Raw genomic sequence first — 24767 nt, forward strand, 5'->3', positions numbered from 1 at the left:
AAAAAAACCGGCAAACGCCGGTTTTTTTTATTTCAATACTTCAAGACTTTTGTCGATAATATTGATGGCATCATCCAATTGTTCTTTCGTAATTACGAGTGGCGGAGCCAGTCTTATTTTATCGCCATGTGTGGGCTTTGCCAGCAATCCATTTTCCTTCATGCGCAGGCAAAGTTTCCAAGCTGCGTCTTTATCCGGGTGATTGATCTTGATTGCATTGAGTAGTCCTTTTCCCCGCACTTCGCTAATAAATGGCGATTGCAAATCTTCCAGCTTTTTGCGGAAATATGCACCTAACACTTCTGATTGTACCGCAAGGTTTTCGTCCACCAACACCTGCAAACTTGCCATTGCTACGGCACAGGCAAGCGGGTTGCCGCCAAAGGTAGAACCATGTTCGCCCGGCCCGATGGTGAGCATGATGGGGTCGTCGGCGAGCACTGCACTAATGGGCATTACGCCACCGCTCAATGCTTTTCCCAAAATGAGTACATCCGGCCGAACATCTTCATGGTCGCAAGCCAGCATTTTGCCGGTACGGCACAAGCCGGTCTGTATTTCGTCGGCAATGAGCAACACATTGGCATCGGTACATAGCTGCCGCGCAGTTGCCAGGTATCCTTCATCGGGCACTACCACGCCGGCTTCGCCCTGGATTGGTTCTACCAAAAAGCCGGCTACATCCGGGTTTCTGAGTGCTGTTGCCAGCGCTGCCAAATCATTGTACGGAATTTGTACAAAGCCCGGCATAAACGGCCCAAACTGTTTGTACGAAGATGGATCGGTGCTAAAGGAAATAATGGTGCTGGTGCGGCCATGAAAATTGTTGCTGCACACGATGATTTTTGCACTCCCTTCCGCTATGCCTTTTACCCGGTACGCCCAGCGGCGGCAAAGCTTTAAAGCTGTTTCTACTGCCTCGGCGCCACTGTTCATGGGCAGCACTTTATTGTAACCAAACAAGGCGGTAACGTATTGCGAGAACTCTCCCAACAGGCTGCTGTGAAATGCCCTGCTGGTGAGTGTCAGGCGCTGCGCCTGGTTAGTCAGTGCTTCAATTATTCTGGGGTGGCAGTGGCCTTGGTTTACCGCAGAATAGCCACTTAAAAAATCGTAATACTGTGCACCTTCCACGTCCCACAGGTGCACACCAAGGCCGCGTTCAAGCACCACAGGCAGCGGGTGGTAATTGTGGGCGCCGTATTTTTCTTCGAGTTCCAGGTAATAGGATGAACTGTATGTTGCTTGGGTCATAAATCGTCAGTTTGTACATAGCTGCATGCACCATGCGATAGCGGTAGGAGCAGCATGTGTTTACATAAAAATAATGGGGCAGGAGGGTAGGAACCGACTGGCGTCAGTGATTGAGGAGATCGAGGTTTTGCGCCAAAAACGCCATTTGAAACATCCGCTGTAAATTGTAGATTGTTGCAATTTACAATTTAGCGCATGGACTACAAAATACCGGCCGGCACCCATATCGGGCATGTGCACCTTAAGGTGACCAATTTGGAAAAGGCATTGGCTTTTTACCGCGACTTATTGGGTTTTGAAGTAATGCAGTATTATGGCGATGCCGCTGTCTTTCTTTCTGCCGGCGGCTATCACCACCATATTGGGCTCAACACCTGGCATTCGAAAAATACCGGGCCGGCGCCAACCAAAAGTGCCGGGTTGTACCATGCCGCTATTGTTTACCCTGAACGTAAAGATTTGTCGCAAGTACTACGCAATCTTTTAAAAGCCGCCTATCCATTGACAGGTGCTTCGGATCATGGCGTTTCGGAAGCGCTGTATATGAACGATCCGGATGGCAACGGCATTGAGTTGTACTGGGACCGGCCCCGCGACGAATGGCCGGTTGACAGCGGAGGCAATTTGCAGATGATGACCGATCCGCTGAATTTGGAAGAACTCCTGCAATTGACTGCCGTGGAATGATTTTGCTTAAAAAAGAATTTGTTAGAAGCCGCTGTAAATCACGCCGGTAGTGGGCGTTTCATACAATTCGATGCGGCTTAGTTGCGGCACCACTTCTTTTAGTTGGTTCCAGATCCAAACAGTGATGTTTTCTGCCGTTGGATTTTCCAGTCCTGGGATGTCGTTGATTAATTTGTGGTCCAACTGGTCGATCAATGGTGCTATGGCATCTTTCAATTCCTTAAAATCCATGATCCAGCCATAATGCGGATGCACCTCACCCTGGACAAACACTTTAAGCTTGTAGGTATGGCCGTGCATGTTCTTGCATTTATGCCCTTCGGGCACGTTGGGTAAAAAATGGGCTGAATCGAACGAAAACTCCTTATAGATTTCCATAGCGGCGCAAAGATACAGAACCGTCTGTTAGCAGAACGGCTGCAGCGGCATTCGGGCTACTGCGGGCAATAGTTTGCCGTTTGCATTCATGCATTTTGCAGGAAATAAAAGCGATATGTTAATTGAGAGAAGCTGCATTTAACCTTCAGCGTGCAGCAAAATTTGCACAAAATAATGCTGCGGAAAATGGAAAGCAGGAGTGGTGTTTTTGTCAAACAGTGCAAACACGGTGGAACCGGTGCCTGTCAGTGATGCATAAGCAGCACCTGCATCATATAGCGTCTCTTTGATCTTGGCTATTTCGGGATAAGCTGCAAAAACGGGTGGTTCGAAATCATTGGTCATATCGGTCTTCCAATATCCGATAGGTTGTTGCGCCACTTGCAGCAGGTTGCTGTGCTGCCGATCGGGTTGCAATTGTGCAAACGCCCACCCGGTGTTGATGTGAATTTTTGGGTTCACTAAAACGATGGCGTAGGCCGAAAGATCAAGTGTAACCGGCTGCAATCGTTCGCCGCGGCCTTGTGCAAAGCAAGGCTGGTTGTAAATAAAAAACGGGCAGTCGGAACCGAGTTGCAGCGAAAGACCCATTAACTGTTCGTTGCTCAATCCCAATGCAAATTTTTTATTGAGCAACTGCAGCATAAATGCGCCATCGGCCGAACCGCCGCCGAGGCCGGCACCGGATGGAATGTTTTTATGCAGGTGAATTTGTACTGGGGGTATTTGATGCGTTTGTTGTATCAGCCGGTAAGCCTTAATGCAAATGTTGTCTTCTGCATGGGCGTCGATGGTGATACCGGTTACTTGTAGTGTAGTAGCTCCGTCTTTACTGTGCACCAGTTCCAGTGCATCGTACAGGGGCAGTGGGTAAAAAATGGTTTCCAGGTCGTGAAAACCATCCGGCCGTTTGCCCACAATATGCAGGCCCAGGTTTATTTTGCAATTGGGAAAAAGTACCAAAACCGCGGATTAATTGAAGTGCAGGATAAGCAAGATTTGATTTATGGATCGGACTAAACAAACAAGTAAAGCGACTGGATCGATAAAGTAGATGTTCAATACGTTTAACTGTAAGATTTTTGCTTGAAAGATGAAAATCCATCAATTAAAACTAATCCCGAACATCCCGCCCAATCCTTTAATCAGCGATTGCGGCTGTTGATCTCATCCCGAATCGCAATTGCCTTGATATAATCTTCCTGCTCCAACACTTCATTGAGCAGTTTGTTCAGTGCTTCCAGCGACAGGCTTTTCAAATCATCTGTATCGCTTTTGCTTTGCTCCACCGCGCTGCCTTCCTTGCGTTTTTTAGCGGCGGCAGTATCTTCCATCATGATGCCGGCACTTTCCAGGATGTGCTCGTAGGTATAAACGGGGCAGCCAAACCGAACGGCCAGGGCCAGCGCATCAGAAGTGCGGCTGTCAATTTCAATCGTGTCGTGTTCGGAAGTGCACACCAGTTTTGAGTAAAAAATGCCTTCTTGCAGGTCAGTGATGATCACCTCGTGCAGCTCGATATTAAACGCATTCATGAAATTTTTCATCAGGTCGTGGGTAAGGGGGCGGCTGGGTTGCATTTTTTCCAGCGCCACTGCAATTGCCTGAGCTTCAAATCCACCAATAACAATGGGCAGCCGGCGCAGGCCGTTTACTTCGCCCAACACCACTGCGTAGGAATGTGTTTGGGTAATGCTATGCGAAAGCGCCACAATTTCCAGTTCTATTTTCTTCATACTTCGAAGCTAAAATGTCGGTAAAATCCATTTTTTGCAAGGGTACAAACCTACGCTATATATAAATAAAAATGCCACCCTGCTCATGGGTGGCATTTTTACAAACAAATTCTATGCTACTCCTTTTACTTTTTTCACGGCCTCGGTAAATTTCGGCAATACCTCAAAAACATCTCCTACAATGCCGTAGTCCGCAGCCTTAAAAAATGGCGCTTCAGGATCTTTGTTGATCACCACGATCACCTTGCTGCGGTTAACACCAGCCAGGTGTTGAATGGCGCCGGAAATACCCACCGCAACGTAGAGGTTAGGGGCAATGGCCACGCCTGTTTGACCTACGTGCTCGTTGTGCGGACGCCAATGCGCATCGGCTACGGGGCGGCTGCAAGCAAGGGCAGCATCCAGTGCCGTCGCCAGGTCTTCCACAATGCCCCAGTTTTCGGGGCCTTTCATGCCGCGGCCGGCACTCACCACCACCTCAGCTTCGGTGAGTGATACTTTGCCGGTAGTTTTATTGGAACCAATCACTTTTATTTTCGAGGCGGGCACTTCGGCCTGGAATGGAACAACCTCGGCCTTGCCGTCGCCGGTTTCAATGGTAAAACTGTTTACGTTCAGTGCAATTACTTTTTTCGCGGTTTTCACCGAAACCTTGGCAAATGCTTTTCCCGAAAACACATTCTTGCGCACCACAAAACTGCCGTCTGTTTCGGGCAAGGCAACAGCACCAGAAACCAGGCCGGCGTTTAGCCGAACTGCCACCCGCGGCGCAATTGCTTTGCCGCTGGTGTTGTTGGAAAATACCACCACATCGGCGCCGGTTGCTTCGGCCACATCGGCCACAACTTTTGCAAACACCTGCGCATCGCCTTCCCTGAAACCATCACCGCTTACCTGGTGAATTTTGGCAACACCATGTGCACCCAGTTCGCCCAGGTCGGTACCTACTTCGCTGCCCAGCACCACGCCTTCGGCAGTTGTGCCCATTTGCGCAGCCAGTTTGGCGCCATAAGTAAGGGCTTCGTGTGCCGCTTTTTTTACCTGGCCATCTACCAGGTCTATAAATACTAAAACGCTCATTTAATTATTTTTAAAAGCTATTGTGTTGCAACAGCTGTTGGTTATGCCCGTGCCGACGACAATCTTGCGCATCCGCACCGGTTAATTTTTTTAAGTTAATCCGTTGGGTTAAATCACCCTTGCTTCTTCGTGGAGCAGGCGTACCAGTTCTTCCACGTTGTCGGGCGATACGAGTTTAACGCCGGCCTTCGCAGGGGGCAAGCCAAACTCGGCAACTTCGGTGTATTTTTCGGCAGCAACCGGTTCCACCACACGCAGCGGTTTGGTGCGAGCCGCCATAATGCCGCGCATATTGGGAATGCGGGCCTCGGCCATTCCTTTTTGGCAGCTCACCACAACAGGCAGTTGCACTTCCACGGTTTCTTCACCGCCTTCAATTTCTCGCTTAATGGTAGCCGTTGTACCTGATAGCTGGAACGAAGTTGCCAGCGCAATGTAGGGGAGGTCCAGCATTTCGGCAACCATGCCGCCAATCACGCCGTTGTTGTAATCGATGGTTTCTTTACCGGTAAAAATGAGGTCGTAACCACCATCCTTAGCAACGGCTGCAATTTGCGCCGCTACGGAATATGAATCGGTAGGCACTGCGTTTACACGGATGGCTTCGTCGCCGCCCAGCGCCAGCGCTTTGCGGATCACGGGCTCGCTGTCGGTGCCGCCTACGTGCAACAGGTGCAACGTAATCGAAGCGTCGGCTTCCTTTAGTTCCAAGGCTTTAACCAGTGCATACCATTCGTCGTACGGATTGATGATCCATTGAACACCCGCCTCGGCAAATTTCGTGTTGTTGTCGGTGAAGGCTATTTTTGCCGTGGTGTCCGGTGTCTTACTGATGCAAACCAGTATTTTCATGCAGCAATGTTTTTTATATAGTTGTTTATGCAACTAAATTAGGAAAAAATACGCTGCGTCAAAAATAATCTCAAAGCAGGACACCCCAATAGATAATGGACAGAATGGCGAAGTTGCAGGAATTTTTAGCGGTCAACCCGGAAGATAGTTTTGTGCAACATGCGTTGGCGTTGGAGCATATTAAATTGGGCAACGATGCGGCAGCAAGGGATCTGTTTGAACAATTGCTGCAACGCGACGAAAATTACATTGGTTCTTATTATCATCTGGCAAAATTGCTGGAGCGCAATGGCGCCACCGATGCTGCTGTTGCTGCTTACGAAAAAGGTATGGTGATGGCGAAAAAGGCCGGCGACAATCATGCTTATAGCGAACTGCGTTCCGCATACGAAGACTTAACTTTTTGATCTTGACCAGCCCCGACCTGCAACGAAAGTTTACCGAATACATTAGAGCCCACCAGTTATTTCACGCTAAAGACCGGTTACTGATCGCCGTTAGTGGCGGGCTTGATTCGGCGGTGTTGTGTGCCTTGTGCTACCGTTCGGGATTTTCTTTTTCTATTGCCCATTGCAATTTCGGATTGCGTGGTGAGGAAACTATGCGGGACGAATCATATGTGCGACAGTTGGCAAAACAGTATGCTGTGCCAATCATGGTAAAAAGTTTTCAAACCGAAGCTTACGCCGCGGAGCAAAAACTTTCCATCCAAGAGGCTGCACGAAAGCTGCGCTATGCCTGGTTTGATGAATTGCTGCAATCGGAATGGGAAGAAGGTGACGGGCAGTGGCAATTGGTTTCAAATGAAGGAGCTTCAAGCCATTCTGCATCACAAAAAGTAGGAAACGACTCTTTATTAAAGCACCAATACCTGCTCACTGCGCACCACCTCGATGATAACATCGAAACGGTGGCGATGCATTTTTTCAAAGGCACTGGCATCAGTGGTTTGCGGGGCATTTTACCAAAAAAAAATAAGGTAGTGCGGCCGCTGCTTTTTGCTAAGCGCAGCGAATTGGAAACATTTGCCCAGGCCAATAAACTACAGTGGGTAGAAGACAGCAGTAACGCCAGCACCAAGTACACCCGTAATTTTTTCCGGAAAGAATTGCTGCCCATTGTTGCGCAAAAAATGCCACAGGCCCTTGATAACATTGGCGACAGCATTCCAAAATTTTACGAAGCAGAATTGTTATATCAACAGGCGGTGGATTCACACAGAAAAGCGTTGCTGGAATATAAAGGTGCAGAAGTGCACATACCGGTGCTGAAACTGGCAAGGGTGCAACCGCTGAACACCATTGTTTATGAAATACTAAAGGAGTATGGGTTTCGGCCGGCACAAACCGGCGATGTGGTGCATTTGCTTGCCAGTGAAACCGGCAAGTATGTACGCTCCGCAACCCACCAGGTGTTGCGCCACCGTGCCTGGATTATTATTGCACCGCTGCAAGCCGCGGCGCAAAGCATTGTTTTGTTGGAAGGCGAGAAGGGAACCGTTCAATTCGAAGGTGGCAGCATTTCTTGGCAGCATTGTGCAGTGCCGAAAACCGTTGAAGCACCTGCGCATATCGCATTTTTAGATGCAGCCAAAATTGACGCTTCACTGATGCTGCGCCGCCTAAAACAAGGCGATTATTTTTACCCGTTGGGCCTCGGGAAAAAGAAAAAAGTAGCCCGCTTTCTAAGCAGCCAAAAGCTTTCTAAGCAAGTTAAAGACGCCGTATGGATATTGCATTCGGGCAACCGCATTGCCTGGGTTGCCGGCCACCGTATTGACGACCGTTTTAAAGTTACAGCACAAACAAAACAAGTTATAAAAATCGCTATTGCCCAAGGTTCTGCAGGTAATCTTGCACGCCCAAAATAAAATAACCGAACACATCGAAGCCAACTGCGTAGCTGGCAACCAAAGTAAAAGCAAGACCGTAAACTGCACCCCAGATATGCGCTGAATGGTTGATGTTGGAATCGCCACGACGGTCGAGGTAAATAGAAATAAGGAGATAGAGCGGCGCAAAAATGAACCCGGGAATGGGAATCGGGATGAGAAAAAGGTAAACGCTTGAGCCAGGCGCTAACAGCAAGCCCGAAAAAATAACGGCACTCACTGCGCCGGAAGCACCTAAACTCCGGTAATAATGGTTGTCTTTATTTTTCAAGTAAGTGGGTAACAACGATGCCACCAAGGCCGATAAATATAAAATCAGGAACACCCATCTGCCTAGGTCGCCCATTATTGCAGTAAAGGCCCGCTCCACACCTTCACCAAAAAAGTAGAGCGAGATCATGTTGAACGCCAGGTGGCCAATGTCGGCATGGATCAACCCACAGGTAAAAAACCGGTACCACTGTCCCTGCTGCACTGCGGGGGGGTAAAAGATCAGGTCGTTCATAATCTTTTGGTTATTAAAAGCGCCAAACGAAACGAGGCAGGTGATGATCAGGATAATGATGGTGATGGAAAACATGAAATGTATTTAAACCTGTGTCTGTTTTTAATTGAAAGGTGCGAAACCATTATTTGCCGCAAAAAATCTTGATGTACGCTCCGCTATTCGTGGTGGTATTTTTCGTTGCGCAAAATGGTGCAGGCACGATACACCTGCTCGGCTAAGATAAGCCGTACCAACTGATGTGGAAATGTCAATTGCGAAAGCGACCATTGGTGTTTTGCTTTTTGCAGCACCGCTTCGTCAAGTCCGTAAGCACCACCAATTAAAAACACCAGTTGCCGTACACTTTCATTGGCCCGTTGCTGGATAAATAGCGCAAGCCCTTCCGATCGGAACGGTTTGCCCCGCTCGTCCAGCACACACAGGTAATCATCTGGCCGTAGCAGCTGCAACACAATCGCACCTTCCTTTTTCTTTAGTTCAGCCTCAGGCAACAGCCCGGAGTTTTTTGGCGGCGCAATGATCTGCCATTCCACCGGGTAATATTTGCCGATCCTTTTGGTAAAATTGTCGATGCCCTGCAGCACATAAGGCTCATGGCTTTTGCCCACCGACCAGAAACTGATCTTCATGCAACGAATGTAACGCCTCCGCCACAAAACGTTGTTTTGTCCGCCTTTGAAGGAGGTATTTTATAAAAATGCCACGTGGTGTTTAAAAAGGGCCGCGGAAATTTTGGGGAAATGCGGGCCCGGCAAGTCATTTGTATAGCTACAAACAGAATGGCTAAGCTTAACGAATATATCCTCATTCGGGGCCTGCGCAAGGCCCAACGCATCGAAACAGCTTTTTACCTAAAAAGCTCCCTTATGTTTTTGCTGCTGGCCTTGGTGCTGCAAGCGCCTGCCGGTGCGCCCCACCAACCCGTGGGTCCGGCGGCCGATTCCATTACGGTTGCGGCCAGCGCCAAATACAAGCCCACCCTCATGCGCCGCATTTTCATTGGAAATAATTACCGGCAGGTTTGGAGTACGCCGGTGCGCATGCCGGTCTTCGACCTGAAAGCCTCAGGTTTGAAGGTCACAGAGTTGGGCGGTGGCCAACAAACAAAATCATTGCAACTCGTAGATAAAGCCGGGGTGGAGTGGGTGCTGCGTACCGTAGATAAAGATGTGGAGAAAGCGCTGCCGCCCAAGCTACGCGGTACGCTGGCGCAAACGTTGGTGCAGGATATGATATCAGCAGCACACCCGTATGCACCGTTGGTGGTAGCACATATGGCCAAAGCCATCGGTGTTTCCGCACCTGATCCGCAACTGTTCTACATTCCTGATGATCCCGCATTTGGCGAACACCAGAAAATATTTGCCGGCCAGGTGGTGTTTTTAGAAAAACGCAATCCCACGCCGGATGATTCCGACTCGAAAAGCACTGCTACTGCGCAGGAAAAACTGGGCGAAGATGAAGACCGGCTGATACTGCAGCGCCAGGTTTTGAAAGCGAGGCTGCTCGATATGCTCATTGCCGACTGGGACCGCCACGCCGATCAATGGCGCTGGGGTATCCTGGATTCGGCCGGGGCCAAATATTATTACGCCATCCCGCGTGACCGCGACCAGGCTTTTTTCCAAAGCAGCGGGCTTATTCCCCGGGTTGGAAAAGCCGTGGCAATGAAGCACCTCAACTGGTTTAAGGCCAAGACAAAAGGGCTGCCCAGCCTCAATTATAAAAGCCGCGAGTTCGATCCGATCTTTTTAAATGACCTCGATGCTGGCGAGTGGCAGCAGGTGATTGAAGAGTTTCAGGCACAGCTTTCCGATGCGGTGATTGATGCGGCGGTGGCCCGCATGCCGGCACCGGTCGTGGCCGGAAGTGGCGACTTTTTAAGATCCCGGTTAAAAAGCAGGCGCAACACGATGATGCGGCCCGTGATGGAATATTACAAACAAGTGGCTGCAGAGGTGCAGGTTTGGGGAACAAAAAAAGCAGAACTGTTTACCGTTACACCAGAGAATAACGGCGTCCGGGTGCAGGTGTTTGCATTGGATAAGGCCGGAAAGCAAGGGCTGCAGCGTTACAACCGGTTTTTCCCTGCAGGTGAAACACGTTTCCTGCACTTGGAAGGTTTAGGAGGTAAGGACCGGTTTCAAATTGGAAAGGTACCACAGGGTGCGCCGGTGGTGCATGTTTACGGTATGGACGGCAACGACCTGATCGACATTGCAGAAAAGAACGACAAAAAAATAAAATTACATTTTGAAAGCCTGGGCGCAGCACCGGTAGTGGCGCAAAAACCGGCGGAAGAGGAAGAAGGTAAAAACTAATTTTTTTAGCAAATAGCAATGGCTTATTTTTGAATCCTACTTTTTCTTTGTTCCTTTTTTAGAAAAAAGTGGGTTAGTTGTTTGGCCCTGCCTGTTGAGGCGGGGCTTCTTTTTTAGTGTCCGCAAAGCCGGGACATTTTACTGACTATCATCACATATTTGTTTTACGCTGCTGTTACTTGTTTGAAAACCAATGTAATAACCGCATATGAGTTGAATCTTTCCATCGGTTGATGCACATCAGCATACAAGAAGTTCAGCAGGGGCAATTTTGCTGTATACAATTGAACGGGGCATACAACAAAGCCTCAATCAGTTATTCATTGACTCACCTTAAATGCTAACGACATGTTGCTTGAAATAGATGACTGGCGGACCGTTGGAGACCTGCAGTACCGGTTCAACAAATGCTTCCCTTATCTTACCCTGCAAATTTTTGATGCCAATGAAGATCGTTCACTGAGCCGGCCAATGGCTGGCGGTACCCTGCTTGAACTGGTGCGGAGAGTGCACCACCAAGGCGTGCTCAGCATCAAAAGCTGGTTTACCAAAAGCGAAGTAGAACACCTGATTCGCGAAAACTTTGGTGTAGTGGCTAAAGTGGTCCCCGCACATGAGGGGCTCGAATTTTCCCGCAAAGATTGTAACCGCGCCACCCTGGCCGAACTAAGCCTAACCGTAGCCGGTTGGCAAAGCCAATTCAATGCAAAGTTGAAGCCGGTGGAGGAGTTGGTGGAAATTTAAACCCTTTCTAAAAACCGTTCCGGAGCGTTAGATAATTGATACCACTTGAAATGATGCGTTTTTATCACGAATCGTTTCAAGTGGTTTTTTGCGTTGTACCCGTTTATACGGTAGACTAGAACACTGACCGATGTAACAACGCAATTTTCCGCACATCTTTTTATTAACTTTAATATTGGCCCGAAGCAAAATATCATCTGGGGCATTGAATTTTGCGCTTGCGCTTAATGCGTTTTCGAGCGGCATTTAATCAAATGTGGCTGCGCCTTTTTGGTAAATTTCGGTGTATTGGAAAAATAGTGTTTTGGAAATGCGGTTTGCCTTCTTCATATTTTTTATTGGTCTATGTTGCAACGGCGCACTGGCGCAAAAAGCACCTTCGGCTGCGGCCCGGCTGGCACATGAGTTGACGCGGAACAGCAAAACCGAACGCCAAAAGGCCGATGCCATTTTCTATTGGATCACCGGCAACATCAGTTATAAAGTTTCCGGCCCATTTGCCGCAACCCGCAGCAGGCGCCAGCAAAGCAACTTTGAAGACGATGATACATCCACCGTTTTGCCACCGCTCGACCAGCGGGTGGCCGAACTGGTGTTGCAAAAAGGCGAGGCCGTTTGCGATGGCTATGCGCGGCTGTTCAAGGTGCTGTGCGACCATGCCGGGCTGGAAGCCGTGGTGATCAATGGTTATGCCCGAACCGGCAGCGGCAGTCAGGGAAGGTTTTTCCGCGCCAATCATTCGTGGAACGCGGTGCGCATCGACAGCATTTGGTACCTGCTGGATGCTACCTGGGCCAGCGGCTTTACAAATATGCGCGGCGACCAGTTTTTTCGACAGTTCGACAGCCGCTATTACCTCGCTGATCCGCAATCTTTTATCCGCGACCATTACCCAGAAGATCCGGGTTGGACCTTGCTGCCCGACCAGCCGCTGATCCGGGAGTTTCAGCAGACGCCGTTCAAGCATACATCTTTTGTTCGCCAGCAAATCAAAAGTTTTAGCCCTGCCATTGGTATTATCGAAGCGGCAGTGGGCGATACAGTATTGATTGAATTGGAAACGTTCGAGCCGGAGAAAAAAATGGAGGTTTGGGACCAGCCTTTTGGCGACCCGCGGCGGCACACCGGCCCGGTTTGGCGCAACTATCCCGAAAAACCCCCTCTGGTAAACGGTGCCCGGGTAGGATACACGTATGTGGTGCATTCGCCACAAGTTCAGTGGTTATACGTGGTGCTTAACGGCGAAAGTGTTTTGCAGTACCGGCTCAACATCAAACAACCGCTGGCGGCCGCCCGAAATAAAGAAGCCGCTCATTAAAGCGGCGTCTTTATTCAGTATTGAATGCTTCTAAATAGTCTGTAATTCAGATTCCTCGATCAGTTTTTCAATCTCCACATCATTCAGCTCGGTGCACATGCGGCACAATTCAATAAATGCTTCCAGGTCGTCGTGGTGAATAGCAAACCGCGACAACTTGAATGTTTCGAATGGTTTACACGATTCATCCAATGGCTTTTCATAAAGCGTGCAACCCTGGATGCCTTGTTTGGGATGAAAATAAACATGGGTAATGCGGTATTGCTCGTCCTTTTTTACCCATTTATCCGGCGCAATCTGCTCCGGTCTTCCCTCGTCGTTGATGCAAATACAATTAACCATATTAGTTGTGCCCTTTGGGCCTGCAAATATACAACAGCCGCGCAGCAAGTTTTCAACGCCATTTTTGGATGGGTTCACACAAAAAAAGCTGCTTCACAAATTGCAAAGCAGCTTTCGAATTTAACGGTATAAAAAATTTAGGTGTATGCTTTCTCGCCTTTTTGATACGGCACACAGCCTTTGTAACTACCGGGAACGGGTATATGCCGGCGGGCTTGCGTGGAGCCGATCTCGGAGGTGAAATACCCAAGCAGGGTCAGTTCTTTCATCATCCGGAAATAATGCGCCGGGTCTTCGGGCTTTTTCTTTCCGGCGTAGTCTTTTTGCTCTGCATCGAGGGCCACCAATAATTCGTGGCGCTGCTGCGGGGTCAATTGCACAAACCCGTTGCCGTGTTTGTCTTTTGCCAACGCATTCAGTTTGTCCATTCCTTCGCGGAACACTTTTTGGTCGCGTTCCTCGTAGCAGTCGTTTACCATCACGGTCATAAACTGCCCGACCTGCGCCGCTTTAGCGCCGGGGGTGCCGGTGGTAGGTAAAATAGTATCCGCGATTTCATCGAGGTAAACTATGTCCTCGGGTTTCCATTCGGTGGGCTTGGCGGTTTCGGTTTTGCAACCGGTCAGCAGGGCGCTGGAGCCCACCATGGCGCCGCCCAGTAACAGGGCAATATGTTGTACCGCTTCTCTTCTGTTCACGATAATGTGTTTTAAAGTTTTTGATCTGGGTTGAAAGGGGTGAATTGTGAATGGTGAATTGTGAATGCTGCGGTTAATTATTGATGATTGAATAATCACTATCATCCACCATCAATCATCCATCATCCTCATCTACGCTTTCAAACTATACCCTTGCCGGTATTCGCGTTTTACCCATTGGTTTACATCGTCGAAATTGGTCACTTTCATCTGTGCATTGTCCCACACCAGTTTCAGGCCGCGACCAGGGAAGCTGAACCGGTTGTTTTCCAGCGGCTTCCTGATGTCGTGTGCCCGGATGGCGAGGTTGGCCATCAGCAGCAGCTCGGTCAGCGGGCCCGCCACTTCAAATGGCGAACTTACCTGGCCTTTGCCATGCCCGGCAATACAGGCTTCCACCCACTGCGCATAGTGGCCTTCGGCACCGCCGGCAACACGAGGGTCCACCTGTTTTACTTTGGTTTCTTTTGTTTTGGAAGTGGGCAGCAATTGCGGATTTTGTCCATATGTGCCGCACATCATTTTGCCTTTTGTACCAATAAAGAGGGTGCCGTTACCGCCATCGCCAAATACTTCGTTTGGTCCCAATTCTTCGGGCCGTTCGGGCTGTATGCCGCCATCCATCCAATGCACTTTTACCTCGCCTTTTGTTTTGGCTGTTTTCGGGAACGTAAGCGTAACATGGCTGGAAGGAGGGAAGCTTTCAGGAAAATAACCGCGTTTGAATTCATCAACATACACCGAGCCTACCGAGGCCTGTACATCTTTTGCGTAGCGCAGGTCCAGCACACGGAAAGCCGGCTCCAACATGTGGCAACCCATATCACCGAGGGCGCCAGTGCCGTATTCCCACCAGCCGCGCCAGTTAAAAGGCACCAGTTTGTCGATATAATCGCGGTAGGGAGCAGTACCAAGCCACAGGTCCCAATCCAGTTCTTTAGGCACATCGGCTTTTGCTTTGGGCCATTCAATACCCTGTGGCCACACGGGGCGGTCGGTCCATGAGTAAATGGTGTGCACATCGCCAATAAGGCCGGCTTCAAACCAGTCTTTCATCAGGCGGGTGCCGTCGCCGGAAGCACCCTGGTTGCCCATTTGCGTAATTACCTTGTACCGCTTTGCGGCTTCGGTGAGCACACGGGCTTCGTAAATGTCGTGGGTCAGTGGCTTTTGCACATACACGTGTTTGCCCAACTGCATTGCTGCAAGGGTTTGCACTGCGTGGTTATGATCGGGGGTCGATACAGAAACGGCATCAAAGCTTTTTGATTCTTTGTCGAACAGCTCACGCCAGTCTTTGTAATATTTTGCTTTAGGAAAACGCTTTACCGAAGTGGCTGCACGGCGGTCGTCCACATCAACGAGGTAACCAATGTCGGCTTTGCCGCTTTTGAAAAAACTGTTGATGTCACTTTCACCCTTGCCACCTACACCAATGCCGGCTACCACTAAGCGGTCGCTGGGTGCCAGGAAGCCTCGGCCTAAAACGTGGCGGGGAACAATAAAAAAACCTGCTGCGGCCAAACCCGCATTTTTGATAAAACTCCTGCGTGAGTTTTGCGGTTGTTGTTCTTTATTCATGACAAGGTTGTTGGGCGTTAGAATTTACGAGCAAGAATTGATTTGTACTTCAAAAATTAATATGCCGAGGGCGGTTTATGCCTGCAGCCGCACTTTATCAAATGTTCCTTTTTTCAACTCCTTCACGGCATGGTCGGCGGCACGGGCGGTCAGTGCCATATAGGTAAGCGATGGGTTTACGCAAGCTGCAGAAGTCATGCAGGCGCCATCGGTTACAAATACGTTGGGCGCATCCCACACCTGGTTGTTGCCATTGAGCACCGATGTTTTCGGGTCGCGACCCATGCGGGCAGTGCCCATCTCGTGGATGCCCTGGCCCATATAGTAAGTGTTGTCAAAAGGCTTCACATCTTTCAGCCCGGCGGCTTCCAACATGGCCACAGCTTCGCCGGTCATGTCCTTGCGCATTTTTTCTTCGTTCTCTCGGATAGTAGCATCAATGGCCAACACCGGCAGGCCCCATTTGTCTTTCTTCGTTTTGTCGAGGCTGATCATGTTTTCGTGGTAGGGCAAAATTTCGCCGAAGGCGGTAATACCCATGGTCCACGGCCCCGGTTCACCCAGCGCATCTTTAAAGTCGCCGCCAATGGCCATTTCAGCCACATCGCGGTTCCAGCCCTGGCGGCTGGCGCTGCCCTGGTAGCCAAAGCCACGCAGGTAATCGCGTTTGTCAGAGCCCACGTTTTGGAAACGCGGAATATAAATGCCGTTTGGCCGCCGGCCATAATAATATTTGTCGTCGTAACCTTCGGCACGGCCGGATGCACCGAGGCGGAAATGGTGGTCCATCAGGTTGTGGCCCAACTCGCCGCTGCTGCTACCCAACCCGTCGGGCCAGATGTCGGTGGCCGAGTTCATCAGCACCCAGGTTGAGTTCATTGCCGAGGCGTTGAGGAAAATCACCTTCGCAAAATAGTCGTAGGTTTTATTGTCCTGCGCATCTACAATGCGTACACCTTTAGCAAGGCCGGTGTCTTTATCGTAAATAATTTCTTTTACAATCGACCAGGGGCGCAGCGTTAAGTTGCCTGTTTTTTCTGCCGCTGGGAGGGTAGAAGATTGTGTACTGAAATATGCGCCAAACGGGCAGCCCAGCCAGCATTTGTTGCGGTACTGGCAATTGGTGCGGCCCGTCAGTGGCTGGGTAATATTTGCGGTGCGGCCAATGGTCAGCAGGCGCTGGCCTTTCCAATGCGCCTTGATTCGGTCGGCCACGTCTTTTTCAACGCAGTTGAGTTCCATGGGTGGCTGAAAATCGCCATCGGGCAATTGTGGCAGTCCATCGCGGTTGCCGCTAACGCCGGCAAATTTTTCTGCGTAGCTGTACCAGGGCGCAATGTCTTTGTAGCGGATGGGCCAATCTACACCGATGCCTTCCTTTGCATTGGCTTCAAAATCGAGGTCGGAAAAGCGGTAGCTCTGCCGGCCCCAGGTAAGCGAACGGCCGCCTACATGATAACCACGGAACCAGTCGAACCGCTTGGTTTCGGTGTAGGGGCTTTCTTTTTCATTCACCCAAAAGTCGAGGTTCATTTCGTTCAGCGGGTAATCGCGTTTCAGCACGGGATAATCCTCGATCATTTGCTGGGTGCGGCCTCCACGGTGCGGAAACTGCCACAATTCCTTGTTGGCACTTACGTAATCCTTCACGTGCTTAACATCGCGGCCCCGCTCCAGCATGATGGTTTTGAGGCCTTTTTCGCAGAGTTCTTTGGCGGCCCAGCCACCCGAGATGCCGGAGCCCACTACAATAGCGTCGTAAACGTTGGTTGCCATATGGCGTAATCGTTATAAGGTGTACAAAAGAGGTAAAGCAGATGTTGAATGTACTGTTTTATCAAACATCACAGATGCTGATGGCCTTTCTTAATGAAGCAATTTTATCATCGGCCGCCGGGATAAACTCTTGGGCCAGGTATCCTTTGAAACCGGTTTGCACAATGGCTTTGATGATGGCAGGGTAATACAGCTCCTGCGATTCGTCGATTTCGTGGCGGCCCGGCACACCGCCGGTGTGGTAATGACCGATGTACTGATGGCTCTGCTGGATGGTGCGGATCACATCGCCTTCATCGATCTGCATGTGGTAAATGTCGTAGAGCAGCTTGAAGTTTTCGGAACCGATTTTTTTACAAAGCGATACGCCCCATGCCGTATGGCCGCACATATAATCGGCATGATCCACCTTGCTGTTGAGGAGCTCCATGATCAGCGTTACGCCTTTTTGCTCGGCATGCGCCATGATCTTTTTTAAACCCGTAGCACAATTGTTCATGCCGGTTTCATCGTCCATGCCTTTGCGGTTACCGCTAAAGCAGATCAGGTTTTTGTAGCCGGCTGCAGCTACCAGGTCGATGTGTTCGTTGTATTGTTTGATGAGGCGGTCGTGGTATTGCGGGTCGTTCCAACCCTCGGTGAGGCTTATTTCCGCACCATTGCACATGCTGGAGTAGATGCCGTGCTTTTTAAGTGTTGGCCAGTCTTTGGGACCAACCAAATCAATGGCCGCAATGCCGATGTCTTTTACCGTGGTGCACAATTGCTCCAGCGGCATAAAGCCATAGGTCCAGCGGCAAACTGAATGTTGGATATTATTTTTCAAACGTTTCGTTTTTGAGTTGGCGCAGGAAGCAGCAAAAACGGGTAATGCCACAGCTGCAAGGCTTCCTGCAGCCAACTGTTTGATCAGATCTCTGCGATGGTATTGTGCCATTTAGATGAATTACGAATTACATTTTTGTATTGCACAATTCAATGATGGGACGACAATAAAGAACAACGCGTATCTGGCAAGATGCTGTACCCAATGACTAGTGCACTGCCATTGTCATTTCGCTTTCGGTAATGCGCTTGGTATTTTTTTGCCAGAAGAAAAAGATGGTAAACAATACGATGAGGATTGCAGGGAATGCCAGCATCTTCATCAAAGTATCCTGGCCGGTTGCCAGTTCCAGCGCATCGCCGGTAAGACCAGCCGCGGCGCTTTTTTCACGGGCACTGTCAATCCAGCCACCGATGATGGGCTGCCAAATGGCGGTTGAAAACATACCTACACCACCAACAATAGACATACCCAATGCGCTGCTTTTTGGAACACGGTGCGCCACCGAACCGATCATTACGGGCCAGAAGTAGCAAATGCCCAATGCGAAAACTATTGCAGCAACATACGTCATCGGGCCAGTGATGGTGCTGAACATATAGATACCAATGGCAGTAAGAACAGCGCCTGCAAGCAGCACACCGGTTTGCCCCAAACTGGCAACTACGGGGCCTGCAAACCAGCGGCCAACAGCAGCAATTCCAAATGTCAAAGCCAAGATGAGCAGGGGCTCAGCGCCGCTGGCCACCAGGATAATACTTACCCACTGGTTAGGACCGAACTCGGAGATAGCGGTCAAAGCCATGGCGAAAAACAGGAATATAAACACCGGGCTCAGCATCGCTTTAAAGTTGGTGGAAAGCGAGTTGGCATCTTCGATCTGTGATTTCGGAAATGTTTTTCCAAAAAACAAAACGGCATAAATAACAGTAGGGATCATTGTTACCCACATTTGCGCCTGCCAGCCAAAGCCCATTCTGGTCATGCCCAATGAAATGAGCGAACCGAGCAGAATGCCGCCGGGGAACCACATGTGGAAGCGGGAAAGCATCTTTTGCATCTTAACACCTGAATACATGTCAGCAATCATCGGGTTACAAGCTGCTTCGGTACAACCGTTACCAATACCAATAAATAAGGTGGAAATAAGCAAGGTGGAATAACCGCCTGCATAGATAGTGAGCAGGATACCCAATGTGTGACAAACCAGTGCCACCAGCATGATGTTCTTAGGGCCGAATGTGTGGTACACCAGTCCGCCAATGATCATGGAAATAGGAAAGCCCAGGAACCACATGGAGTTGATGAAGCCAAGTTGTTCGGCAGAAAGACCAAACTGTTCGCCTAATTGCGGAAGAATACCTGCACGAATGGAAAATGTAAAAGCAGTGGTGATGAGTGCAAAGCAACTTCCGTTAAACAAGGCACTTTTGTTAACGTTCTCGTTCATTTGGTTATACGTTTTAATCGAAGGTTTATTTTAGAAAGATGCGAAAAAGAGTACGACGGAGTTGATGCTGCAAAGATGGCTACGGCTGACCGGCTTCATAATAGGCAAACGTTAGGGTGGTGAAAGAAAAAAAGAGTGGTTAAATGTAAATGTTTATTTTTAAAAACCTGTACCGTTGCAGGGCTATTTGCAATAGTTTTCCACGCCATTTATGTTGACAAATATTTTTCACATTTTGCGCATGATGGCCTTTATTCACGCATAATTTCTGAATACCTAAACGCCATGACGATGAACAGAAAACTTAGAATGGGTATGATCGGTGGAGGCAAGGATGCCTTCATTGGAGCCATTCACCGCATTGCTGCCAATTCCGACGGATTGATTGAGCTGGTTTGCGGAGCACTCAGCATCAACCAGGAAATTGCTGTCGACAGCGGTCGTTCGCTCTTTTTGGAAGAAAGCCGCATTTACACCACCTGGGAGGAAATGCTGGAAAAAGAAAGCGCACTGCCCGAAGACAAGCGCATGGATTTCGTTACCATCGTAACACCCAACTTTGCGCATTTTGCACCGGCCATGGCTGCGCTGGACCGCGGCTTTCATGTGGTGATTGAAAAGCCCATTACTGTTTCGCTGGACGAAGCAAAACAACTGGCAAAGAAAGTTGAAGAGACTGGACTTACACTTTGCCTCACGCATACATACACGGGTTACCCAATGGTAAAACAAGCCCGCCAGATGGTGAAAGAAGGCATGTTTGGAAAGATCCGCAAAGTATATGTTTCGTACCACCAGGGTTGGCTCAGCAAGCTTTCTGAACGAGAAGGAAATGCACAGGCCGCATGGCGCACCGATCCCAAGCGTTCGGGCAAAGCCGGCGCTATGGGCGACATTGGCACCCACGCATTCAACCTTGCCGAATACATTACGGGACAAAAAGTTTCAAAGCTTTGCGCAGCACTTAATATTGTTGTGGCAGGCCGTGCACTGGATGATGACGGTGGCGTGTTGCTGCAATTTGATGGCGGTGCAACCGGTGTACTCACTGCAACACAGGTTGCTGCCGGTGAAGAAAATAATTTGACCATTAAAATATACGGCGAAGAAGGCGGTATTGAATGGTACCAGCAAGAGCCCAATACACTGATTGTAAAATGGCTCAACAAGCCTGCTGAAATTTATCGTGCAGGCACCGCATTCAATAGTGAGATTGCTAAAATGAATACCCGCACACCGGGCGGTCACCCCGAAGGTTACTTGGAGGCATTCGGCAACATCTACCGCAATTTTGCCCGCACCTTGCAAGGACGCATTACCGGCGAGCAAGTGGATACCGACCAGGTTGAATTCCCGTCGGTGAACGATGGCATCAGGGGTATGGCTTTCATTGACAACGTGGTGCGCAGCCACGAAAGCAATGAAAAGTGGACCACATTTGAAGTGTAATATTTTCAAGCCACAAAGACACGGAAGCATTAAGTCACACAGAGCGTTTCTTTGTGTGGCTTTGCTACTTTGTGCCTTTGTGGTTTTTTACTTTCTTTTAAATTAAAAGAGATGAAAACAATAAAAGGACCGGGTATTTTTCTTGCCCAGTTTCTGGGCGACCAGGCACCATTCAATGATCTGAAAAGTATTTGTAAATGGGCCGCCGATCTTGGTTTTGTTGGCGTGCAATTGCCTACATGGGCATCGCATATTATTGATCTGCAAAAAGCAGCCGAAAGCAAAACCTACGCCGACGAACTAAAAGGAACCATCAATGAATTAGGACTGGAGATCACCGAACTTTCAACGCACCTGCAAGGCCAGTTGGTGGCCGTGCATCCTGCATACGATGCCTTGTTTGATGGCTTCGCTCCTAAAGAAGTGCATGGCAATCCAAAGGCACGCCAGGAGTGGGCTGTACAACAACTAAAATGGGCTGCAAAAGCGTCGCAAAACCTGGGCTTGAATGCGCATGCAACCTTCAGCGGTGCGCTGCTTTGGCCAACCGTTTACCCCTGGCCGCAACGTCCTGCCGGTTTGGTTGAAACTGGCTTCCGTGAATTGGGTAACCGCTGGCGTCCGATCCTCGATGCTTTTGATGAAAGCGGCGTGGATGTATGTTATGAAATTCATCCCGGCGAAGACCTGCACGATGGCATTTCGTATGAGATGTTTTTGAAAGAAGTAGACAACCATCCCCGTGCATGTCTGCTGTATGATCCGTCGCATTTTGTTTTGCAATGCCTCGACTACCTCGCATATATTGACCATTACCATGAGCGCATCCGTGCATTTCATGTAAAAGATGCAGAGTTCAACCCCACCGGAAAGCAAGGTGTGTACGGCGGTTACCAAGGCTGGGTGGAACGTGCCGGCAGGTTCCGTTCGCTGGGCGATGGACAGGTTGATTTTAAGTCGGTGTTCAGCAAGCTCACTGCATACAACTTTGCCGGTTGGGCAGTAATGGAGTGGGAGTGTGCTATGAAGCATCCCGAAGACGGCGCAAAAGAAGGCGCTGTATTTATCAAAAACCACATCATCCGCACCACCGATAAAACCTTTGACGACTTTGCCGGAACCGGTTCCAGCGAGGAGTTCAATCGTTCGGTGCTGGGTATTTAATTAATTTTAAGCTTAAATAATTGTTCATGAAAAAAGTTTTCCTGACCCTTACAGTTCTTTCCATTTTAGTTGCTTGTGGCTCCAACGAGGCGGGCAAAACGCCGGCAGAAACAGCACCCACTGCTGATGCGCCTGCAGCCACTACCGAGCCCGAAGCAGTTGACATCAGCCAGCATCCCGATTACAAGGCTGGGCTTGCGCTGGAAGCAAAAAGCGATTGCGCTGCCTGCCATAAAGTGGATGACAAACTGGTGGGTCCGTCGTTCCGCGAAATTGCCAACAAGTACACCAATGATGATTCGACCGTTTCGATGCTGGCTGATAAAATCATTTCGGGCGGCTCGGGCAATTGGGGACCTGCGGTAATGACACCGCATCCTACGCTGTCGAAAGAAGATGCGACCGCTATGGTAAAATATATTTTGTTGCTTAAAAAATAAAGCATGAAAACACCCTTAACTGCGGGCATTGCGGCAATGATGCTGCTGGCTTGCGACGGACCAAAACAAACCACCATGGAAACATCAGGCACAACCGCGGCACCCACCCAGGATGGCTGGACGATGCTATTTGACGGCACCAGCACCAAGGGCTGGCATTCGTATGGCAGCACCACCGCCGGTGGTGCATGGAAGGCGGTAGATGGTACGCTGTACTTTGACCCGGAAGCCAAAAAAGCTTTGGGCAACAACTCCGGTGGCGACTTGGTGACCAACGAAGCATATGATAATTTCCACCTGGTGTACGATTGGAAAATTGCACCGAACGGAAACTCCGGAGTGATCTTTTACGTGCAGGATGATCCAAAAAAATACGACGCCACATACATGACCGGCCCTGAAATGCAGGTGTTGGACAATGCCGGCCATCCGGATGCCAAGATTCACAAGCACCGGGCCGGTGACCTGTACGACCTCATTGCTTCTTCAAAAGAAACGGTGAAGCCAGCAGGTGAATGGAACACTGCGGAAATTGTTGCCAACAAGGGGAAGCTTGATTTTTACCTGAACGGTGAACACATTGTAAATACAATGATGTGGGATGATGCATGGAAGCAAATGGTGGCCAATTCCAAGTTCAAAGATTGGGAAGGCTTCAGTGCTTTCAAAACCGGCCATATCGCTTTGCAGGATCATGGCGACGCCGTGTGGTTCCGCAACATCAAAATAAAAAGGCTCTGACGAGCCTCTTTAAACTATCCGATTGTAAGAGTGCAGCAAGTGTTTGCTGCACTCTTCTTTTTTTATTGTTCCTCTTTGGCAAATACGGTAGCCGGTTCTTCTTCTTTTTTAGCGGTGGCCGTGGCGCCGGCCTTTAGTTGCAACTGGCTTACTACATGGTTGCCAATTTTGATACCGGCGTTATATCCTTCAACTAAATCACTCCGGTAATGAATGCCACCATACAGCCGTGACATGGATGCTTCCCAGGCCGCATCATGAAATGATTGAAAGCTGCGTTCCTTGATGCCAAACTCGGTAAGGGAAGTATCGGTGTACTGGAATTTTTTACCAAAATAATGCGCCATTACTTCGGCAGCACCTGCCGAAATAACGGAGTGGCCCGATACATATGAAGGAAACGGAGGTGTTTGAATAAATGGCCGCCATTCGGGATCAAGATGTTTATTGATCACGGTTTCGGGCCGTACTGTGTTGTTGCTGAATTTCGTTTTCCAGCAAGCAATAAATCCATCAAAAAGTGCAATAGCGGTTTGCGTATACGCAGCAACAGTTGTGTTGAAATCGGCACCGGCCTTTTGCGCAGCGATGCCCACAATATTCATCCAGTGACCCGGCGGCGAAAACTTTTTGGTGGCAAACATTACGTGGCCCTGCACGTTCATGTTGAACGGATTGTCGTCGAAAAATTCCGCGATGTGCCGACGTTCATCATCCAACGAATCCACAGAGTTTTTTACCTCCATTAATTCTTTATAAAATGCGCTATTCTTGTTGGTTAAATCAAACTTCGGTGGTGGTGGTGGTGCAAACTGTGTGCAGGTGTCGAGCACCAATGGCCTGATATCGCACCAATGCGGTTCCATTGCTTGCGCATACATGGGCGGCGTAGGTATCCAGCGGCCGTCTTCGGTACGCACCGAAAATTTTTCCGCACTGCGTGTTTGCGCATAATTGTCGCCTTTGCTCCATTTCATAATGGTGGCCGAAATAGTATCGGCAAACGCAACCGTACTAGCTAATACTTCGCGGGGCATGCCTGCGTTGCGGGCACCTTTTTTCAGTTCGTCGTAATAATCCATCAGCACACCTTCGGGGAACGTAACTGCGTTGCCCACTTGCACAAATGCAAGCAGGGCTGCCAGCCGATAGTCAACCTGCTGGTCCGGTGCAGGCTTGGGCATGGGCGGCAGGTGTTTGATTTGCCCTGATAAAGAAAGATAACTGCTGTCGCCGGCAGCAATGCACTCGTATGCTGCAATGTTGGCGTACGCATAGTTACGGGAAGCGACTACTGGTGTGAAATTGTTTTGCAATACCACGTCGTTCAGTTTCTTCACGGTTTTGCTGTACAGCAACGGGTCGCGGGAATAAGGCTGGTAATCTTTTTCCTTGCAGGCAAAAAGCAGCACTGCCAGCAGGCAACAATAAACAACGGACTTCATCATAATAGGTGGCTCAACGTTAGTTTGAACAGGCAATAGTGGTTACTAAAATTAAGGAAACCTGTTGAGTGTAGGCTAATTGCACT

Annotated in this window: 25 protein-coding genes; 10 read left to right on the forward strand and 15 right to left on the reverse strand. The window is 49.4% G+C overall.

Annotation, left to right across the window (positions count from 1 at the left end; genetic code table 11):
* Positions 1-27: 27 nt before the first annotated feature.
* Positions 28-1254 carry an ornithine--oxo-acid transaminase gene (gene rocD / locus EPD17_RS11590; RefSeq protein ID WP_132054375.1) on the reverse strand — a complete coding sequence of 409 codons (1227 nt, stop codon included), beginning with the start codon at positions 1252-1254 and terminating at the stop codon, positions 28-30.
* Between the two features lie 195 nt (positions 1255-1449).
* Here rocD and EPD17_RS11595 point away from each other — a divergent pair, with 195 nt between their 5' ends.
* Positions 1450-1941 (forward strand): VOC family protein, encoded by a 492-nt coding sequence (locus EPD17_RS11595; RefSeq protein WP_132054377.1) that lies wholly within the window; start codon positions 1450-1452, stop codon positions 1939-1941.
* A gap of 21 nt (positions 1942-1962) precedes the next feature.
* Here the strand turns inward: EPD17_RS11595 and queD are convergent, their stop codons facing one another.
* The 5 genes from queD to EPD17_RS11620 form a co-directional block, all read right to left on the reverse strand.
* The gene (queD, locus tag EPD17_RS11600) at positions 1963-2319 is read right to left on the reverse strand and encodes a 6-carboxytetrahydropterin synthase QueD (RefSeq protein ID WP_114234156.1); all 357 of its coding nucleotides are present in this window, start codon (positions 2317-2319) and stop codon (positions 1963-1965) included.
* Between the two features lie 138 nt (positions 2320-2457).
* On the reverse strand, positions 2458-3282 hold the full coding sequence (gene ispE, locus EPD17_RS11605; protein WP_132054379.1) for a 4-(cytidine 5'-diphospho)-2-C-methyl-D-erythritol kinase: 825 nt from the start codon (positions 3280-3282) through the stop codon (positions 2458-2460).
* 182 nt (positions 3283-3464) lie between these two features.
* Entirely contained in the window at positions 3465-4055 is a 591-nt protein-coding gene (locus tag EPD17_RS11610) for a bifunctional nuclease family protein (protein WP_132054381.1), read from the reverse strand.
* A 111-nt stretch (positions 4056-4166) separates the two neighbouring features.
* Entirely contained in the window at positions 4167-5135 is a 969-nt protein-coding gene (locus tag EPD17_RS11615; protein WP_132054383.1) for an electron transfer flavoprotein subunit alpha/FixB family protein, read from the reverse strand.
* 108 nt (positions 5136-5243) lie between these two features.
* Positions 5244-5987, reverse strand: coding sequence for an electron transfer flavoprotein subunit beta/FixA family protein (locus tag EPD17_RS11620; RefSeq protein ID WP_132054385.1), 744 nt, complete (start codon positions 5985-5987; stop codon positions 5244-5246).
* A 104-nt stretch (positions 5988-6091) separates the two neighbouring features.
* Between EPD17_RS11620 and EPD17_RS11625 the strand changes: the two genes are divergently transcribed.
* Both EPD17_RS11625 and tilS read left to right on the forward strand, forming a co-directional pair.
* Complete coding sequence (locus EPD17_RS11625; protein WP_240040598.1) at positions 6092-6394, forward strand: tetratricopeptide repeat protein; 303 nt, start codon at positions 6092-6094, stop codon at positions 6392-6394.
* A complete protein-coding gene (tilS, locus tag EPD17_RS11630; protein WP_240040599.1) occupies positions 6391-7857 on the forward strand; it encodes a tRNA lysidine(34) synthetase TilS in 1467 nt (488 codons plus the stop codon). The genes EPD17_RS11625 and tilS overlap by 4 nt, the downstream gene beginning before the upstream one ends.
* Here the strand turns inward: tilS and EPD17_RS11635 are convergent.
* Together EPD17_RS11635 and EPD17_RS11640 are read right to left on the reverse strand one after the other, a co-directional pair.
* Positions 7814-8458 carry a rhomboid family intramembrane serine protease gene (locus EPD17_RS11635; protein WP_132054389.1) on the reverse strand — a complete coding sequence of 215 codons (645 nt, stop codon included), beginning with the start codon at positions 8456-8458 and terminating at the stop codon, positions 7814-7816. The genes tilS and EPD17_RS11635 overlap by 44 nt on opposite strands.
* Positions 8459-8541: 83 nt before the next feature.
* On the reverse strand, positions 8542-9015 hold the full coding sequence (locus EPD17_RS11640) for a 23S rRNA (pseudouridine(1915)-N(3))-methyltransferase RlmH (protein ID WP_132054391.1): 474 nt from the start codon (positions 9013-9015) through the stop codon (positions 8542-8544).
* Positions 9016-9165: 150 nt separating this feature from the next.
* On the opposite strand from EPD17_RS11640, the gene EPD17_RS11645 reads away from it, so the two are divergent.
* The 3 genes from EPD17_RS11645 (at position 9166) to EPD17_RS11655 (ending at position 12769) form a co-directional block, all read left to right on the forward strand.
* A complete protein-coding gene (locus EPD17_RS11645; RefSeq protein WP_132054393.1) occupies positions 9166-10707 on the forward strand; it encodes a hypothetical protein in 1542 nt (513 codons plus the stop codon).
* Positions 10708-11055: 348 nt separating this feature from the next.
* A complete protein-coding gene (locus tag EPD17_RS11650) occupies positions 11056-11451 on the forward strand; it encodes a hypothetical protein (protein WP_132054395.1) in 396 nt (131 codons plus the stop codon).
* Between the two features lie 310 nt (positions 11452-11761).
* Positions 11762-12769: a transglutaminase domain-containing protein gene (locus tag EPD17_RS11655; RefSeq protein ID WP_132054397.1), complete on the forward strand. Its 1008-nt coding sequence runs from the start codon at positions 11762-11764 to the stop codon at positions 12767-12769.
* A gap of 30 nt (positions 12770-12799) precedes the next feature.
* Here EPD17_RS11655 and EPD17_RS11660 read toward each other — a convergent pair whose 3' ends face one another.
* The 6 genes from EPD17_RS11660 to EPD17_RS11685 all read right to left on the reverse strand — a co-directional run bounded on the left by EPD17_RS11660 (position 12800) and on the right by EPD17_RS11685 (position 19442).
* The gene (locus EPD17_RS11660) at positions 12800-13111 is read right to left on the reverse strand and encodes a hypothetical protein (protein ID WP_132054399.1); all 312 of its coding nucleotides are present in this window, start codon (positions 13109-13111) and stop codon (positions 12800-12802) included.
* A gap of 137 nt (positions 13112-13248) precedes the next feature.
* On the reverse strand, positions 13249-13809 hold the full coding sequence (locus tag EPD17_RS11665) for a gluconate 2-dehydrogenase subunit 3 family protein (RefSeq protein WP_132054401.1): 561 nt from the start codon (positions 13807-13809) through the stop codon (positions 13249-13251).
* A 132-nt stretch (positions 13810-13941) separates the two neighbouring features.
* Positions 13942-15390 carry a Gfo/Idh/MocA family protein gene (locus EPD17_RS11670; RefSeq protein WP_132054403.1) on the reverse strand — a complete coding sequence of 483 codons (1449 nt, stop codon included), beginning with the start codon at positions 15388-15390 and terminating at the stop codon, positions 13942-13944.
* A 75-nt stretch (positions 15391-15465) separates the two neighbouring features.
* Positions 15466-17166 carry a GMC oxidoreductase gene (locus EPD17_RS11675; RefSeq protein ID WP_132054405.1) on the reverse strand — a complete coding sequence of 567 codons (1701 nt, stop codon included), beginning with the start codon at positions 17164-17166 and terminating at the stop codon, positions 15466-15468.
* 61 nt (positions 17167-17227) lie between these two features.
* The gene (locus EPD17_RS11680) at positions 17228-17992 is read right to left on the reverse strand and encodes a hydroxypyruvate isomerase family protein (protein ID WP_317126703.1); all 765 of its coding nucleotides are present in this window, start codon (positions 17990-17992) and stop codon (positions 17228-17230) included.
* Positions 17993-18200: 208 nt separating this feature from the next.
* Positions 18201-19442 carry an MFS transporter gene (locus EPD17_RS11685; RefSeq protein ID WP_114234139.1) on the reverse strand — a complete coding sequence of 414 codons (1242 nt, stop codon included), beginning with the start codon at positions 19440-19442 and terminating at the stop codon, positions 18201-18203.
* 291 nt (positions 19443-19733) lie between these two features.
* Here EPD17_RS11685 and EPD17_RS11690 point away from each other — a divergent pair, with 291 nt between their 5' ends.
* From EPD17_RS11690 to EPD17_RS11705, 4 genes are all read left to right on the forward strand, one after another.
* Entirely contained in the window at positions 19734-20891 is a 1158-nt protein-coding gene (locus EPD17_RS11690) for a Gfo/Idh/MocA family protein (RefSeq protein ID WP_132054409.1), read from the forward strand.
* A 111-nt stretch (positions 20892-21002) separates the two neighbouring features.
* Positions 21003-22055 carry a sugar phosphate isomerase/epimerase family protein gene (locus tag EPD17_RS11695; RefSeq protein ID WP_114234137.1) on the forward strand — a complete coding sequence of 351 codons (1053 nt, stop codon included), beginning with the start codon at positions 21003-21005 and terminating at the stop codon, positions 22053-22055.
* Between the two features lie 26 nt (positions 22056-22081).
* Positions 22082-22495, forward strand: a complete 414-nt coding sequence (locus EPD17_RS11700; protein WP_114234136.1) for a c-type cytochrome — start codon at positions 22082-22084, stop codon at positions 22493-22495.
* 3 nt (positions 22496-22498) lie between these two features.
* Complete coding sequence (locus tag EPD17_RS11705) at positions 22499-23236, forward strand: 3-keto-disaccharide hydrolase (RefSeq protein ID WP_132054411.1); 738 nt, start codon at positions 22499-22501, stop codon at positions 23234-23236.
* Positions 23237-23298: 62 nt separating this feature from the next.
* Here EPD17_RS11705 and EPD17_RS11710 read toward each other — a convergent pair whose 3' ends face one another.
* Complete coding sequence (locus tag EPD17_RS11710) at positions 23299-24684, reverse strand: vanadium-dependent haloperoxidase (protein ID WP_240040600.1); 1386 nt, start codon at positions 24682-24684, stop codon at positions 23299-23301.
* Between the last annotated feature and the right edge of the window lie 83 nt (positions 24685-24767).

This window comes from Pseudocnuella soli, from assembly GCF_004347775.1.
Lineage (GTDB): Bacteria > Bacteroidota > Bacteroidia > Chitinophagales > Chitinophagaceae > Flavisolibacter > Flavisolibacter aquaticus.

Coding starts and splice junctions, on each gene's coding strand:
- EPD17_RS11685 (WP_114234139.1), bottom strand. CDS start 19,442: ATGAACGAGAACGTTAACAAAAGTGCCTTGTTTAACGGAAGTTGCTTT.
- EPD17_RS11640 (WP_132054391.1), bottom strand. CDS start 9,015: ATGAAGATCAGTTTCTGGTCGGTGGGCAAAAGCCATGAGCCTTATGTG.
- EPD17_RS11710 (WP_240040600.1), bottom strand. CDS start 24,684: ATGATGAAGTCCGTTGTTTATTGTTGCCTGCTGGCAGTGCTGCTTTTT.
- EPD17_RS11670 (WP_132054403.1), bottom strand. CDS start 15,390: ATGAATAAAGAACAACAACCGCAAAACTCACGCAGGAGTTTTATCAAA.
- queD (WP_114234156.1), bottom strand. CDS start 2,319: ATGGAAATCTATAAGGAGTTTTCGTTCGATTCAGCCCATTTTTTACCC.
- EPD17_RS11660 (WP_132054399.1), bottom strand. CDS start 13,111: ATGGTTAATTGTATTTGCATCAACGACGAGGGAAGACCGGAGCAGATT.
- EPD17_RS11620 (WP_132054385.1), bottom strand. CDS start 5,987: ATGAAAATACTGGTTTGCATCAGTAAGACACCGGACACCACGGCAAAA.
- EPD17_RS11695 (WP_114234137.1), top strand. CDS start 21,003: ATGAAAACAATAAAAGGACCGGGTATTTTTCTTGCCCAGTTTCTGGGC.
- EPD17_RS11690 (WP_132054409.1), top strand. CDS start 19,734: ATGAACAGAAAACTTAGAATGGGTATGATCGGTGGAGGCAAGGATGCC.
- EPD17_RS11615 (WP_132054383.1), bottom strand. CDS start 5,135: ATGAGCGTTTTAGTATTTATAGACCTGGTAGATGGCCAGGTAAAAAAA.
- EPD17_RS11675 (WP_132054405.1), bottom strand. CDS start 17,166: ATGGCAACCAACGTTTACGACGCTATTGTAGTGGGCTCCGGCATCTCG.
- EPD17_RS11595 (WP_132054377.1), top strand. CDS start 1,450: ATGGACTACAAAATACCGGCCGGCACCCATATCGGGCATGTGCACCTT.
- EPD17_RS11635 (WP_132054389.1), bottom strand. CDS start 8,458: ATGTTTTCCATCACCATCATTATCCTGATCATCACCTGCCTCGTTTCG.
- EPD17_RS11610 (WP_132054381.1), bottom strand. CDS start 4,055: ATGAAGAAAATAGAACTGGAAATTGTGGCGCTTTCGCATAGCATTACC.
- EPD17_RS11705 (WP_132054411.1), top strand. CDS start 22,499: ATGAAAACACCCTTAACTGCGGGCATTGCGGCAATGATGCTGCTGGCT.
- EPD17_RS11645 (WP_132054393.1), top strand. CDS start 9,166: ATGGCTAAGCTTAACGAATATATCCTCATTCGGGGCCTGCGCAAGGCC.
- EPD17_RS11655 (WP_132054397.1), top strand. CDS start 11,762: ATGCGGTTTGCCTTCTTCATATTTTTTATTGGTCTATGTTGCAACGGC.
- EPD17_RS11700 (WP_114234136.1), top strand. CDS start 22,082: ATGAAAAAAGTTTTCCTGACCCTTACAGTTCTTTCCATTTTAGTTGCT.
- EPD17_RS11650 (WP_132054395.1), top strand. CDS start 11,056: ATGTTGCTTGAAATAGATGACTGGCGGACCGTTGGAGACCTGCAGTAC.
- EPD17_RS11625 (WP_240040598.1), top strand. CDS start 6,092: ATGGCGAAGTTGCAGGAATTTTTAGCGGTCAACCCGGAAGATAGTTTT.
- rocD (WP_132054375.1), bottom strand. CDS start 1,254: ATGACCCAAGCAACATACAGTTCATCCTATTACCTGGAACTCGAAGAA.